Source organism: Aquitalea pelogenes (assembly GCF_041914625.1).
Lineage (GTDB): Bacteria > Pseudomonadota > Gammaproteobacteria > Burkholderiales > Chromobacteriaceae > Aquitalea > Aquitalea pelogenes.
This window is the reverse complement of the sequence record NZ_JAYSDA010000006.1, coordinates 114,523-128,498: the sequence shown is the minus strand read 5'-3', so window position 1 is coordinate 128,498 and position 13,976 is coordinate 114,523. Positions and strand designations below refer to the sequence as shown.

General features: G+C 59.7%; 17 protein-coding genes. 11 read left to right on the top strand and 6 right to left on the bottom strand.

The genetic code is table 11. From position 1 onward, the window contains the following. The first annotated feature begins 30 nt into the window (after positions 1-30). Positions 31-483 carry a GNAT family N-acetyltransferase gene (locus tag ACE3SE_RS07135; RefSeq protein WP_045845933.1) on the top strand — a complete coding sequence of 151 codons (453 nt, stop codon included), beginning with the start codon at positions 31-33 and terminating at the stop codon, positions 481-483. Between the two features lie 59 nt (positions 484-542). Next, positions 543-857, top strand: coding sequence for an EthD family reductase (locus ACE3SE_RS07130; RefSeq protein WP_374554362.1), 315 nt, complete (start codon positions 543-545; stop codon positions 855-857). On the opposite strand, the gene ACE3SE_RS07125 is transcribed toward ACE3SE_RS07130, so the two are convergent. Further along, positions 854-2,065 (bottom strand): winged helix-turn-helix domain-containing protein, encoded by a 1,212-nt coding sequence (locus tag ACE3SE_RS07125; RefSeq protein ID WP_374554361.1) that lies wholly within the window; start codon positions 2,063-2,065, stop codon positions 854-856. The genes ACE3SE_RS07130 and ACE3SE_RS07125 overlap by 4 nt on opposite strands. 203 nt (positions 2,066-2,268) lie before the next feature. Here ACE3SE_RS07125 and ACE3SE_RS07120 point away from each other — a divergent pair, with 203 nt between their 5' ends. Further along, the gene (locus tag ACE3SE_RS07120; protein WP_045846003.1) at positions 2,269-2,502 is read left to right on the top strand and encodes a DUF2789 domain-containing protein; all 234 of its coding nucleotides are present in this window, start codon (positions 2,269-2,271) and stop codon (positions 2,500-2,502) included. A gap of 77 nt (positions 2,503-2,579) precedes the next feature. Here ACE3SE_RS07120 and ACE3SE_RS07115 read toward each other — a convergent pair whose 3' ends face one another. Next, positions 2,580-4,277: a methyl-accepting chemotaxis protein gene (locus ACE3SE_RS07115; RefSeq protein ID WP_374554360.1), complete on the bottom strand. Its 1,698-nt coding sequence runs from the start codon at positions 4,275-4,277 to the stop codon at positions 2,580-2,582. A gap of 291 nt (positions 4,278-4,568) precedes the next feature. On the opposite strand from ACE3SE_RS07115, the gene ACE3SE_RS07110 reads away from it, so the two are divergent. The 3 genes from ACE3SE_RS07110 to ACE3SE_RS07100 are packed head-to-tail and all read left to right on the top strand — an operon-like array spanning position 4,569 to position 7,486. Next, positions 4,569-6,545 (top strand): peptidase U32 family protein, encoded by a 1,977-nt coding sequence (locus ACE3SE_RS07110; protein ID WP_374554359.1) that lies wholly within the window; start codon positions 4,569-4,571, stop codon positions 6,543-6,545. Positions 6,546-6,555: 10 nt separating this feature from the next. Further along, positions 6,556-6,969: a YkgJ family cysteine cluster protein gene (locus ACE3SE_RS07105; protein ID WP_045845938.1), complete on the top strand. Its 414-nt coding sequence runs from the start codon at positions 6,556-6,558 to the stop codon at positions 6,967-6,969. A 52-nt stretch (positions 6,970-7,021) separates the two neighbouring features. Beyond that, a complete protein-coding gene (locus tag ACE3SE_RS07100; protein ID WP_062788961.1) occupies positions 7,022-7,486 on the top strand; it encodes a DMT family transporter in 465 nt (154 codons plus the stop codon). 71 nt (positions 7,487-7,557) lie between these two features. Here the strand turns inward: ACE3SE_RS07100 and ACE3SE_RS07095 are convergent, their stop codons facing one another. From ACE3SE_RS07095 to ACE3SE_RS07085, 3 genes are all read right to left on the bottom strand, one after another. After that, the gene (locus ACE3SE_RS07095) at positions 7,558-8,016 is read right to left on the bottom strand and encodes a glycine zipper family protein (RefSeq protein ID WP_374554358.1); all 459 of its coding nucleotides are present in this window, start codon (positions 8,014-8,016) and stop codon (positions 7,558-7,560) included. Between the two features lie 16 nt (positions 8,017-8,032). After that, positions 8,033-8,455, bottom strand: a complete 423-nt coding sequence (locus ACE3SE_RS07090) for a hypothetical protein (RefSeq protein WP_156156908.1) — start codon at positions 8,453-8,455, stop codon at positions 8,033-8,035. 83 nt (positions 8,456-8,538) lie between these two features. Further along, the gene (locus tag ACE3SE_RS07085) at positions 8,539-9,033 is read right to left on the bottom strand and encodes a Spy/CpxP family protein refolding chaperone (RefSeq protein WP_165494123.1); all 495 of its coding nucleotides are present in this window, start codon (positions 9,031-9,033) and stop codon (positions 8,539-8,541) included. A gap of 213 nt (positions 9,034-9,246) precedes the next feature. Here ACE3SE_RS07085 and ACE3SE_RS07080 point away from each other — a divergent pair, with 213 nt between their 5' ends. From ACE3SE_RS07080 to ACE3SE_RS07060, 5 genes are all read left to right on the top strand, one after another. Next, on the top strand, positions 9,247-9,525 hold the full coding sequence (locus tag ACE3SE_RS07080; RefSeq protein WP_131356831.1) for a VF530 family protein: 279 nt from the start codon (positions 9,247-9,249) through the stop codon (positions 9,523-9,525). A gap of 109 nt (positions 9,526-9,634) precedes the next feature. Beyond that, positions 9,635-10,246 carry a glutathione transferase GstA gene (gene gstA, locus ACE3SE_RS07075; protein ID WP_131356833.1) on the top strand — a complete coding sequence of 204 codons (612 nt, stop codon included), beginning with the start codon at positions 9,635-9,637 and terminating at the stop codon, positions 10,244-10,246. Positions 10,247-10,349: 103 nt separating this feature from the next. Beyond that, positions 10,350-10,703 (top strand): nucleotide pyrophosphohydrolase, encoded by a 354-nt coding sequence (locus ACE3SE_RS07070; RefSeq protein ID WP_045845943.1) that lies wholly within the window; start codon positions 10,350-10,352, stop codon positions 10,701-10,703. Positions 10,704-10,796: 93 nt separating this feature from the next. After that, complete coding sequence (locus tag ACE3SE_RS07065; RefSeq protein WP_374554357.1) at positions 10,797-11,531, top strand: NAD-dependent protein deacylase; 735 nt, start codon at positions 10,797-10,799, stop codon at positions 11,529-11,531. 93 nt (positions 11,532-11,624) lie between these two features. After that, positions 11,625-12,428 carry a mechanosensitive ion channel family protein gene (locus tag ACE3SE_RS07060; RefSeq protein WP_374554356.1) on the top strand — a complete coding sequence of 268 codons (804 nt, stop codon included), beginning with the start codon at positions 11,625-11,627 and terminating at the stop codon, positions 12,426-12,428. A 228-nt stretch (positions 12,429-12,656) separates the two neighbouring features. Here ACE3SE_RS07060 and ACE3SE_RS07055 read toward each other — a convergent pair whose 3' ends face one another. Further along, a complete protein-coding gene (locus ACE3SE_RS07055) occupies positions 12,657-13,871 on the bottom strand; it encodes an HD-GYP domain-containing protein (RefSeq protein ID WP_374554355.1) in 1,215 nt (404 codons plus the stop codon). Positions 13,872-13,976: the final 105 nt, after the last annotated feature.

Here is a 13,976-nt window from a genome sequence, read left to right as displayed (position 1 = left end):
AGCATAATGGCTTATCCACAGGAGAGTGCCATGACCCAAGCCGTTTCCATCCGCCCGCTTGCCGCCGACGATTTTGCTGCCTGGCTGCCCTTGTGGCAGGGCTATCTGGATTTTTATCACAGCAGCCAGAGCAAAGCGGATACCGCCATTACCTGGCAGCGCTTTCTCGATGCGGCCGAACCGATGCAGGCCTGGCTGGCCTGGCAGGGTGAGCAGGCGGTAGGTTTGGTACATACGGTACTGCATCGCAGTAGCTGGACGCCGGGCAATTACTGTTATCTGCAGGATTTGTATGTACAACCTGATGTGCGCGGCACGGGGGCCGGACGGGCGCTGATCGAGCAGGTGTATGCCTATGCGGCAGATGCCGGCTGCAGCCGGGTGTACTGGCTCACCCATGAAAGCAATGCCACGGCGCGCCAGCTATACGACCGGCTGGCAGAAAACCTGGGCTTCATCCAGTACCGCAAACAGGTGGGCTGAGGCTGGAGTGCGGGCGGCGATGCGATTATGCTGATGGCCTCACCACCAAGGACATGGTCATGATCAACGTCAGTATTCTCTATCCGTATAGCGCAACTGCCCGTTTCGATTTCGACTACTACCTGCAACAGCACATGCCGCTGGCCAGCAAGCTGCTGGCTCCGGCCTTGCTGGACATGCGGGTGGAGAAGGGCATCAGCGGCAGCGAGCCGGGCAGTACCCCCAGTTTCACCGCGCTGTGCCAGTTGCAGTTTGAATCGGTGGAATCGTTTCTGGGTGCTTTCATGCCGATCGCAGCGCAATTGCAGGGCGATATCGCCAATTACACCGATATCACGCCGCAGATCCAGTACAGCGAAATCCTGCTGGGCTAGTTTGTTTCAAGATAAGCGGCCAGTTCGCCCGGGCCCTGCTGCAACACCAGCTGTGGTGTGCCATGCCAGGCGGCCAGTTTGTGCAGCATGGCGGCCAGATCGCGGCATAGCTGTGCGGTGGGCCTGATGCCGGGTTCCAGATACAGATTCCTGATTTCAAACACGCCTTGCTGTCTGTGGGCCTTGGCATCCATGCGTCCCACCAGCCGGCCACGGTTGAGCAGCGGCAGCACGAAATAGCCAAAGCGGCGCTTGGCGGCCGGGGTATAGCATTCAATACGGTAATCGAAGCCGAACAATTCGCTGGCGCGCTTGCGGTCCCACACTACCGGGTCAAACGGTGACAGCGCGGCGCTATGGCTGGATTTGAGCTTCCCTGCCGCAGCCTGTTGCAGTTCGGCCTGCAGGCTGTGATGGACGAAAACATCGTGCTGCCAGCCTTCAATACGGGCGGGAATCAGCTCGCCCTCATCCGCCAGCTGGTGTAGCAAAGCGTCGTACTTGCCCCGACGCAGCCGGTAGTAATCCGCCACCCAGCCCGCCTTGACCACACCCAGCGCCCGGCAGCTGTTGCGCACCATGTCGCGCTGTGCTGTGTCCTGGCTTGGCAGGTCGCGCGCATCGTCCCAGTCCGGCATCACCCGTTCTGCCACATCGTAAACGCGCTGAAAGCTGCGTCGCTCCTTCACCATCAACTGTCCCAGCGTGAACAGCACTTCCAGATGGCGTTTTTCCGGCTTCCAGTCCCACCAGCCATCTCCTTTGCCGTCACTGCGTTTGAAATCGGCAGAGCGCACCGGGCCGTGGGTGCGGATTGTCTGCAGCAGAGCGTCTACCGCCGGCTGGTGTTGTTCCAGCCAGCGCTGCGGGTATTTCCAGCCCATTTGCGTTGGGTCCAGCATGCGGTGGCGCAGCAGGCGGTAATCCTCGCGTGGCACAAAGCAGGCTTCGTGCGCCCAGTATTCGAACAGCTTGCCCGCTGCCAGGCAGTCATCCAGCCAGACAGGGTCGTACTGCCCCAGCCGGCTGAACAGCACCAGATAGGGGCTGCGCGCCACCACGCTGATGGTATCTATCTGCAGCAAGGCCATGCGGCGGATGGCGGCCAGCACATCAGCAGACGTGGCTTTGCGCCGTGCTGGCTGTAACAGCCCCTGGGCAGCCAGATGCAGAAGTCGTGCCTGGGCGAGTGAAAGATGCAGGGTCATGAGGGGCGGCGTAAGTGGTGGGTGAACACACTATATCAAGGCGGTGCGGGTGATGGGGCCCGTGCTGTTGGTGCTTTGCCATCTGTCGGTAGCAGGCAACAACCCTTGCGCTGCATGGGTGCAGTCTGCATTTGTGCATTGCATGCCGGTGTGAAATGGGGCCATCCTGCACCTCTGCACTGGAGCAAGAGGAAAACAAGATCATGGATACCGGCAAGCATCAGCTGGAACAACTATTCGCCCAGCTTGGGCTGGATAACGACGTCACCGCCATCAAGGTGTTTCTGGCCCGCCACTGGCTGGAGCCAGGCCAGGCATTACCCGAGGCAGCGTTCTGGAACCCGGCGCAGGCCGACTTTTTGCGTCAGGCGCTGGCCAGCGACGCCGAATGGGCCGAGGCGGTGGACGAACTGGCGGTATTGCTGAGCCAGAAATAAACCCTGGCAATTCAATCAAAGCGGGCAGTGGCCAGACGGCGACTGCCCGCTTTTGCATGCGGCCCGCGGTGTCAGCTTCAGCGGGACAGGGCAAGTTGTACCGCACCGGCTGGTGGCTGCTGCTGACGCAGCGGCTGGCCGGCTTGCGGCAGGGTGAAATAGCTGATGGCGGCTTGCAGTTCGTGTGCCATTTGCTCCATGGCACTCGCAGAACTGGCGGTCTGATTGGCCGCGGTACTGGTTTCTTCCGACATCTGTGCCACTTGCTCCACATTGCTGGCAATGCCGCTACCGGCTGCCTGCTGCTCGGCCAGTGCCACCGAAATGGCACTTACCGACTGCTTGATGCTGTTCACATTGTCGTTGATGCGGCTGACCGTATCCCTTGCCTGACCGGCCTGACGCAGCCCGGCTTCCATGCGTTCCACCGTGGCGTGCACATTGTTGATCACCAGTTCGCTGCTCTCCAGCATTTCGCGGATCATGCTGCTGATTTCGGTGGTGGACTGGCCGGTGCGCTCCGATAGCTTGCGCACTTCGTCGGCCACCACGGCAAAACCACGGCCCTGCTCGCCGGCGCGGGCGGCTTCGATGGCGGCATTGAGCGCCAAGAGGTTGGTCTGGTCGGCCACATCGCGGATCATCGCCACCACATTGGAAATCTTTTGCGAGCGGTCGCCCATCAGGTCGGCCTGTTGCTGCGATTGTTGCGCCAGCTCGGCCACCGACTGGATGGTGCCCAGTGTTTCCACAATCACCTGTTCACCCGCTTCTGCCAGTTCACCGGACATGCGGGCATCCTTGGCCACATCCTGGGAATTGTCGCTGACCGAGCAAATGCTGACCGACAACTGTTCCACCGAGGCGGACATGGACGAGGCGGCCCGGGTTTGCTCTTCGGCACTGACCGCCACCTGTTCGGATGCGCTGGCCAGTTCGCTGGCATGCACGGTGAGCTTGCCGGTGATGCCGTCGATATGGCGTACCAGGCGGATCAGCTCTGTCTGCATGTGGGCCATGGACGTCACGATGCTGCCCTGTCTGGCTTGATCCGTTTGCAGCTTTTCCGCCAGGTTGCCCTGGGCAATGCGGCTGGCCAGCGCCACCACATCACGCGGCTCTCCGCCCAGTTCCGCCAGCAGGCGGCGGATGATGATGGTGGCCACCACTGCGCCTGCAACAATGCCGGCGCACATCAGCAGCAAGGACAGGATGGAGAACTCGCGGGCGTGTTGTCGGGATTTGGCAAAGTTTTCCGCCGCCACGCGCAGTTGCAGGTCGATCAGCGCATCGATGCGGCTGGAGATGGGGTCAATGGCAGGGTAGAGGCTCTTGTCGACAAATTGCTGCAGTGCGGTCTGGTCGTGGCCTTGCACGATCTGGCGCAATTGCCGGATCTGTCCGTCGGCATTGTGCATGGCGGCTTCTGCGGCATCAGCCAGGCTTTTTTCTTCGTCGGTCAGGTAGGTGGCCCGATAGCTGCCCCATTGCTGTTTCAGGGTTGCCTGTGCGGCATCCAGCCCGTGCAGGAAGTCGCTGTCGCTCATGCTGCCGGCGCGCAGTTTGTGGGCGGCATCGACGATATTGACCGCATAGCTGTCACCAGCCTGTTTCAGCTGCTTCAGGCATACCACCCTGTCGTTGTAGGTGGTGGCAAAGTCGGCAAGGATATTCTGCTGGGTCAGCCAGCCAAAGCTGCCGACGCCCAGCGTAACCAGTTGCAGCAACAAGATGAGGGCAAACAGTTTTTGCCCTATGGTGAGTCGGTCCAGCATGGTGAATCCCCTGAAAGCACCGTGGCGCGGTGAGTGGTGTTATTGTGGTATTTAGTTTTAGCGTCCATTCTCATGTCATGCCAAGCGCTGTTTTGACTTTAAGTAAGCGCACTTAGTAAGCCTGCGCAGCATGTCATCAGCCTGTCATTTCCCTTGCATGTTTCCTCAACATGGCTCCCGCCTTGCAATATGTTGCTGCTATCTATAAGCCACTGATTACGTTATAATTCCGCCCCTTCCTGCCACTGGTATTGCTTGCAGGAAAGCCCTTTTTACAAGTCAGGAATCGTCATGAGTCTGTTGTCGCACCAGATCGAGCTGCTGTCCCCCGCCAAAACTGCCGAAATCGGCCGTGAAGCCATCCTGCATGGCGCGGATGCGGTGTATATCGGCGGCCCCGGTTTCGGTGCCCGGCACAATGCCAGCAACAGCCTGGAAGACATTGCCAGCCTGACGCAGTTTGCCCACCGCTACCATGCGCGCATTTTTGCCACGCTCAACACCATCCTGCATGACGCCGAGCTGGAAGCCGCGCGCAAGCTGATCTGGCAGCTATACGACGCCGGGGTGGATGCGCTGATCATCCAGGACATGGGCATCCTGCAGATGGACCTGCCCCCCATCCAGCTGCATGCCTCCACCCAGTGCGATATCCGCGATGCCGACAAGGCACGTTTTCTGGCCGATGCCGGCCTGTCACAACTGGTGCTGGCACGGGAACTGAGCATTCCCGACATCAAGCGCATTGCCGCCCGCGTGGGCGATGCCGCCACCATCGAATACTTCATCCACGGCGCGTTGTGCGTGGCCTTCTCCGGCCAGTGCTACATCAGCCATGCCGACACTGGCCGCAGCGCCAACCGTGGCGACTGTTCGCAAGCCTGTCGCCTGCCTTACACCCTGACTGACAAGGACGGTGGTGTAGTGGCCTTCGACAAGCACTTGCTGTCGATGAAGGACAATAACCAGAGCAAGAACCTGGAAGCGCTGCTGGATGCCGGTGTGCGTTCGCTCAAGATCGAAGGCCGCTACAAGGACGTGAGTTATGTGAAGAACATCACCGCGCACTACCGTCTGCTGCTGGATGAAATCATCGAACGTCGCCCGGAACTGGCGCGCGCCTCCAGCGGCAGCAGCGAAATCTTCTTCGCACCGGACCCGGACAAGACCTTCCACCGTGGCAGCACCGACTACTTTGCCACCGGCCGCAAGATTGACATCGGCGCCTTTGATTCGCCCAAATTCGTTGGTGTGGCGCTGGGTGTGGTGCACAAGGTGGGGCCGGACTGGCTGGAGATTGCCACCCCGGAAACCATGAGCAATGGCGACGGCATCAACTTCATGAAAAAGCGTGAAGTGGTGGGCATGCAGCTCAATACCGTGAAGCAGATCGGCCATGTGCCGGGCGGCGACCTGCTGTGGCGTTGCCAGCCGAATGATCCGGCTTTGCTGCAAGGGCTCAAGCCGGGAACCGACCTGTGCCGCAACCGCGACCACGCCTGGGAGCTGGCCCTGCTGAAGAAGTCCGCCGAACGCAAGGTAGGCGTGTGGCTGACCCTTGACGAACAGGCCGACGGCCTGCGCCTGACCGTGACCGATGAGGATGGCTGTAGTGCCAGCGTCAGCGCGCTGCTGGCACTGGAACCGGCCAAGGATGCCGCCAAGGCGGAAAGTGGCCTGCGTGACAACCTGGCCAAGCTGGGCAATACCATGTTCGTGGCCAATGATGTGGCACTCAACCTGAGCCAGCCGTGGTTTGTACCCGCGTCCGCCATCAATGCCTTGCGCCGCGAGGCCATCGAGCAGCTGGAACAGGCCCGCCTGAGCGCCTGGGTGCGTCCGCCGCGCAAGCTGGCGGTGGAGCCCCCGGTGGAATATCCGGAAAAGACGCTGAGCTATCTGGCCAATGTCTACAACCAGCTGGCCTGGCAGTTCTACCGCAAGCACGGTGTGGAGGTGATCGACGCCGCCTACGAGGCGCATCAGGAAGAGGGCGAAGTCAGCCTGATGATTACCAAGCACTGCCTGCGCTTCTCCTACAATCTGTGCCCCAAGCAGGCCAAGGGCGTGAAGGGGGTGATGGGTCAGGTGCGCGCCGAGCCGATGACGCTGAAATCCGGCAATGAAACCTACACACTGAAGTTTGAGTGCCGCCCCTGTGAAATGCATGTGATGGGCAAGATGAAAAAGCACATCCTGAAAGCACCGGCCCCCAGCGAAGTGCCGTATACCGCACCGCTGACTTTCTTCAAGCAACGTCCGCAATAAGGCAGGCAAGATGGCGGATATCGAAAGACTGGAAACCTGGGTCAAGTACAAGAATGGCCTGTGCAGCGATTGCATGGGCAGTTGCTGCTCGATGCCGGTGGAAGTGCGCCTGCCGGACCTGGTACGCATGGGCGTGGTGGACGAATTCGAGCTGGAAGAGCCGATCAAGAACATTGCCAAGCGGCTGGAAAAGCAGCGGGTTATCCAGCATTTCAATTTCAAGCACGGCATTTTCACCCTGGCGCGGCGTGCCAATGGTGATTGCCAGTATCTGGACCAGCAAACCCGTTTGTGCACCATCTACGAGCGGCGACCCAATACCTGCCGTAACCATCCCAAGGTCGGCCCCAAGCCGGGCTTTTGCGCTTATACCCGTAATCCCAAGGCCGCCCGCCCGGTACAGGCGGTGAAGCTATCTGGCTGATGTGGCAGCGGTTTCACGTGAAACCGCGCTCGTTTCCAAGCAAAGGACAGACATGAATCCGGTTTTTGCCCTGATGGCCTTTGCCATCGGTGTGGTGGTGCCCTTGCAGGCTGCGGTCAACAATCAGCTCAAACTGTTGCTGGGCGGCAGTACGGTGCTGGCGGCGATGATTTCCTTTGCGGTCGGCACCATCAGCCTGGCCTTGCTGGCTGTGTTCAGCGGGCAGAAATTCAGCGGCCTGAGCCAGCTGGCACGCGGCGAGTGGTGGATGTTCATCGGCGGCCTGCTGGGCGCGTTTTTCGTATTCGGCACCACCTTGCTGGCACCCCGGCTGGGTGTGGCGGCCATGCTGTCGCTGATCATTGCCGGGCAGGTGTGCGCGTCCTTGCTGTTCGACCGCTTTGGCTGGCTGGCCATGCCGCTGCGTGACATCAACCTGCCGCGACTGGCGGGCGCGGCGCTGGTGGTGGCTGGTGTGCTGCTGGTGAACTTTGGCGACAAATGGTTCAGCCGCTGATGTGCTGAGCCGGTGTGAAATGGGAAAGGGGCTGGTCTGACAGACCAGCCCCTTTGTCTTTTACTGCCAGATCAGGGCAGACGCGGTGGCGGATAGTAGGGCGAGCTGTAACGCTGCTGACCGGGAACCTGATTGCCCTTGGCATACATGCACTGGCTGTAAGCCAGGTTGTAGCGATACTGGGCATCGTGGCCGCTGTAGCGTGCCTCACCACTACCGGCTGCCGTGCCGGCAATCAGCCCCGCGCCGGCGCCGACACCGGCACCCTGATGGCCACCCATCAGCGCACCTGCGGCAGCGCCGACAACCGTGCCCAGCGCCATATTGCCGGCCATGGCACTGGTGGAGGCATCGGCGCTGCTGCCGCCGCTGCTTGCCTCCGCATACTGGCGGCATTGCTGTTCTTCCTGGGCAAACACATCAAAGGGTTTGCCGGGGGCAGGCATCACCGCCACTGTCGGACCAAGCGGCACGGTACTGCATGCCGTCAGCCCGATTGCCGTCAATGGCAACCACAGCAGTTTGTTCATGATCTTGCTTCCTGGATTATTTGGGTGGCTGCGCCGGGACAGTCTTCCAGCCACCGGGACATTCGCTGACATAGGGGTAGTACTGCCTGGCCGCCTTGCAGTAGTACCAGACCTGGGCTGGTGGAGGGCTGGGTATTTCCTGCACCGGGGCAGGTGCCGGAGGCACTGGCGGTACCGCCGGGGCAGCCACCACCACGGCAGGCGGATAGGGCGCCGGATAGGGGTAGACCGGTGCGTCATACCAGTACCACACGCCACCGGCTATCCACCACCAGCCCAGTTGGCCGTGGTAATAGCCGTGATGCCAGTAGCCGTCATGCCAATGGTTGATCAGCGGTGGGCCTTCATAAAAGCGCGGGTGTGCTTGCGCGACCGGGATGCCGCTGATGGCACAGCCCAGCAGCAAGGCCAGGCTTGTCATGCGCGCTAGCGTTGTCATATTGCTTTCCTCATGCGCAAGGCTGGCGGGCAGACCAGCTGCCGTACACGCTACCGGGGCTGGTCTGTTCCATCCGCGCGTTTTCAGTTGTTCGGCATGGGGGCGGATGCCGGACGGTGATGCGGCATGCGGCGCTGCATGCCTTCATGCATGCGCCGGGCTTCCTGGTCGAACAGCTTTTGCTGTTCCGGGCTCAGCTTCTGGTACAGCGCCTTGGTGGCAGCGGCATGCTGCTGCATCATGTCCAGGTGTTGTTGCATCATCTTGATACGGCCATCCAGCTGCTCGGGCAGGGTGGCATCCGGTTTGGCTGGCGGCATGGCAGGCATGGCGGCCGGTTTCAGGGCATCGACATAGCTTTTCCAGCTGGCTTCCTGGGCCGGCTGGATTTTCAGCCTGTCATGCAGCATGTGCAGATGTTGTTCCATCATGGCCTGACGTTTGGCCGGGTCCATCTGCCACATGTGTGCGGACATGTCCTTGCCGCCCATCGGACAATCATTGCCCATGGCATGAACGGTGGTGGCAGCTGCGCCGCCCAGGAGGCCGACAATCAACAGCGATTTGATCAGTTTCATGATGCGTTTCCTCGTGCAGGTCATTGTTGACGTTTGCAGTATCAGACACAGATGTCAGCCAAATATTGCCTACCATCAGCCAATTGTTAGCAATGATGAAACATGCAAATTCGTGTCAAGCAGCAGTCTGCTGGCTGTTTGTCGCGGGCGGGGCTACACTGCGTCGGTTTCTCTGGCAGCAGCGTGTTTGCTGTCCATAACAGGATGATAGGCATGAGTGAAAAACAGTCCGCCGACCCGATGCACGGCATGACGCTGGAAAAGATACTGCAGGCGCTGGTGGAACATTTTGGCTGGCCGGAACTGGGGCGGCGCATCGCCATCCGTTGTTTCAATCACGAGCCCAGCATCAAGTCCAGCCTGGTTTTCCTGCGCCGCACGCCGTGGGCGCGCAGCCAGGTGGAAGCCTTGTTTGTCGAAATGAAAACCCGCCCGTCCAGCACGGCCGGCAAGGACATGCGGCCCAGGCTGTTTTCGGCGCGACAGAAGTGATGACGGCATGGCAGCTTGAAAATGAGGCGAAGCTGCCCCAATTGCAGTAGATGGCGGTGCCGCTACCGTAATGGCACCTTGTTGCGCGTTCTGTTGATCAGGAGATGGGATGAAACTCTACTACTCGCCGGGAGCCTGCTCCCTGTCGCCACATATCGTGCTGCATGCCAGCGGTCTGCCGTTTTCGGTGGAAAAGGTGAATCTGCGCGTTAACCCGCACCTGACCGCCAGCGGTGTCGAGTTTGCCAGTATCAATGCCAAGGGCTATGTACCGGCCTTGCAGCTGGAAGACGGCACGGTGCTGAGTGAAGGGGTGGCCATTGTGCAGTACCTTGCCGATCTGGTGCCGGAACGCAAACTGGCTCCGGCCAATGGCACACTGGCGCGCTACCGTCTGCAAGAATGGCTGAACTACACCGCCACCGAGATTCACAAGAGTTTCTCTCCGCTGTTCTATCCGGGCAGCGATGAGGTGAAGAATGCCGCCTGGGACAAGCTGCGTGGCCGCTTTGGCGTGATTGAAGCCCAGCTGGCAAAAACGCCTTATCTGCTGGGCGATGACTTCAGCGTGGCGGATGCCTACCTGTTTACCTGCCTGAACTGGGCGCACATGGTGCATCGTTCGCTGGAAGACTTCCCGGCCATCAGCGCCTTCATGAACCGGGTTCATGCACTACCAGCGGTACAGGCTGCGCTGAAGGACGAAGGCCTGCTGCGCTGAACCCACGGTAGCAAACCCAGGTACGCCCGCAATTTGCTGCGGGCGTTTTGTTTTGATATGGCAGTGCGGTTTCACGTGAAACCGTCATTGCAGGAGCAAGCGTATGGCACAACCGCCTCTGATAGAAACCGCCGCACTGGAAGCCGCCTTGCAGCGTTTTGCCGACGAACGCGACTGGCAGCGCTTTCACACCCCGCGCAACCTGATGCTGGCCCTGACCGGGGAGGTGGGTGAGCTGGCGGAAATCTTCCAGTGGCTGACCGACGAGGAAGTGGCACGACTGGCAGACGACCCGGCCCGCTTCACCCATTTGCAGGAAGAGGTGGCCGATGTGCTGCTGTATCTGGTGCGGCTGGCCAGCGTGCTGAAGCTGGATATCAATGCTGCCGTGCGTGACAAATTGCAAAAGAACGCCATCAAGTACCCGGCACCGGCGGCAGATGCCCCAGCGGCTTGATGTCGGGCAAGCTTGCTGCATTGGATTTTTGCCTGTGACAGCAATGCACGACTAAGCTTGGCAACAATAAAAAGCAGGTGCAGGAGACAGTAAATGCAGCAGGACATCATGCAACTGGCCAGTGCCATCCGGCAGGCTGGGCATATCGTGGTACTGAGTGGTGCCGGCATGAGCACCGAATCGGGCATTCCGGACTTCCGCTCGGCCAAGGGCTTGTGGCAGCAGGGCATGCAGCTGGAGGAGCTGGTGTCCATCGATTACTTCCGTGCCGACCCCGAAGCCTTCTGGCATAGCTTCAAGCAGTTGTTCCACACCAAGCTGCTGGGCAATTACCAGCCCAATGCCGGACACCGGTTTCTGGCCTGGCTGGAAGAAACCGGCAAGCAGGTGTCGATACTGACGCAGAATATCGACGGCCTGCACGGCGTGGCGGGCAGCCGTCATGTTTCCGAGTTGCACGGCACCTTGCGCATGGCCAGCTGCCCGTCCTGCGGGCGACAGCAAGGGCTGGAATACATCAATCACCATGTGCTGCCGCTGTGTACTTACTGCATGGACGTGCTCAAGCCGGACGTGGTGCTGTATGGCGAGCCGGTACCGCTGATCGAGCATGCTTTTGACGTGGCCGTGTCGGCGGATCTGCTGCTGGTGCTGGGTTCGTCACTGGAAGTTTCCCCGGTCAACCATATCCCGCTGGAAGCCGCCCATGCCGGGGTGATGACGGCACTGATCAACTACACGCCCACCCGCATGGACCGGGTGTTCGACCTGACCATACAGGCAGGTATTGGCGATACCTGCCAGCAACTGCGCAGCCTGTTGCCATAAGCCATTCTCACGGCCAGACCGTGCTGGCTGGCATTTTGTCGGCGCTCATTCTATTTTTAAGTGTTTTCTACCAACAGCTTAAATAGGATAGCCATGACAGACATCAACTGGACTCACTGGGGTGATCTGGCGGTACAAGCCGGCATCAATATCGTTTCGGCCATCGTGCTGTGGGTGGTGGGCCGCTGGTTCATCGGCCTGGCAGGCCGCCTGATGGATGAACAGCTGGTGGCGCGCAAACTGGACCCCACCTTGCGCCGTTACGCGCATTCCTTCCTGTCCGTCAGCCTGACCGTGGTCTTGGTGATTGCCATGCTGGGCTTCTTTGGCGTACAGACGGCCAGCTTTGCCGCCATCATCGGCGCTGCCGGCGTGGCAATTGGCCTCGCCTGGAGTGGCTTGCTGGCCAATTTTGCCGCCGGCATCTTCCTGGTGGTGTTGCGTCCCTTCAAGGTGGGCGATGTGGTGAGTGTGGCCGGTATCAGCGGCACGGTGCGTGAGGTGGGGCTGTTTTCCACCATCATCGACACCCCCGACAATGTGATGACCCTGATCGGCAACAACAAGATTTTTTCCGACAATATCCAGAATTTCAGCGCCAACCACTATCGCCGGGTGGATCTGAAAGCCCAGCTGGCCGGCAGTGCCGATCATGGCCAGGCCATCAGCCTGCTGCGGGAAAAGATTGCCGCCATTCCCAATGTGCTGGCCGAGCCTGCGCCCACGGTTGCCCTGCTTGAATTCACCAACCTGGGCCCGGTACTGGCTGTGCGTCCCTATTGCCAGCCTGCCGACTACTGGCAGGTGTATTTCGACAGCAACCGGGTAATTCGCGAAGCGCTGGCCGAGGCCGGTTTCCCCAGCCCCGAGCACGCGATGGTGGTGCGTCAGGGTTGAATATGATTCCGGGCTTCTGATGATTGACAAACACTTCTCGCTTTCTGAACAGAAAGCGAGGCACACCTTCTTCAATTGGCCGGGAAAGGGCGGGGGAAAGGGAACAGATGGGAAGGCTGCGGAAGTCATCACTCCGTCGGAAGACCCGGCTTTGCCGGGGCCGGTGCAATTGCACCAGATAACCTTGTTGGCAGCCTGAAGCCCTGAAGATTCAGGGCTTTTTTGCATTCACAGAAAACGCAGCGGGTCGATGCGCCACTTGGTGGGCGATTCATGGCTGACGATCTTGTCTGCCCCGCCGGCCCCCATGCAGCGCGACAGGTCCACCACCTCCGGCGGGATGTAGGTATTGCTCTTGGTGCTGAAAAACACCTTCACCTTGGGCGATACCAGATTATTGTCATTCTGTTCGATTACCACGCCAAGTTTGCCGCTTTCCAGCCGCACCAGGGTGCCGATGGGATAAATGCCGATACAGCGCATGAAGGCCTGCACCAGCACCGGGTTGAAGTGGAACTTGGACCACTCGAAAATCTTGCGCAGGGCGTCGGTCGGCGACATGCCCTTGTGGTAGCAGCGGTCCGAAGTCAGCGCATCGTACACATCGACAATGGCTGCCATCTGCCCCAGCTGGGAGATTTCCTCGCCTTTCAGTCCTTCGGGGTAGCCGCTGCCATCGTGCCGTTCGTGGTGCTGGGCGGCTACTTTCACCGCGGTATCGGAGATGCCCTGGGTAGAGAGCAGGATTTGCTTGCTCTCCACCACATGGCATTTCATTACCGCAAATTCCTGTTCGGTCAGCTTGCCCGGCTTGTTGAGAATGCTGTCCGGTACTTTCATCTTGCCGATATCGTGCAGCATGCCGCCAATGCCGGCATGGTGAATCACCTCACGGCTCATGTTCATTGCATTGCAAAAGCTCACCATCAGGGCGCCGACGCTGACCGAATGCTGGAAGGTGTAATTGTCCTTGTCCTTGATGCGGCACAGCGACAGCAGCGCACCGCCGTTGCGCAGGATGGAGGAGGTCATTTTTTCGATGGACGGCTCCACCATTTCCAGCTGCACCTGCTTGCCCAGGCGCACATCCTGCAAGATGCTGCGCACGATCAGGTTGGCTTCGTTGTGAATCAGCTGTGCACGGCCGTATTCGGCTGCGGCATCCACCCGGCGTTCGGTTGGCACTTCGCGGCTGGCCAGGTCGATGATTTCCTGTTCCAGCTTGTGTTTGACTTCGGAAATGGTGGGGGCATGAGGCAGGTCCAGCCCTTTGCCGGTATCGATGTAGACTTCGTGGATACCCGCATCGGCAATCTTGCGGATTGCGGCTTCATCCTTGACCAGAAAACGTTTCAGCAGAAACGGGTGAGACATCCAGTCGCAGTTCAGGTCGTGAATGTACATGCCAACCTTGAGGTCGGACACGTCGATGCACTTGATCATTTCGTGTGCTCTAAACTTGTTGGCAGCGGGAGGCTGTTGCTTGGTGTTCCGTAAATCGCGGAAAGATGTTTTCCGTTATTGTAAATTATCTGTGTCCGATTGACA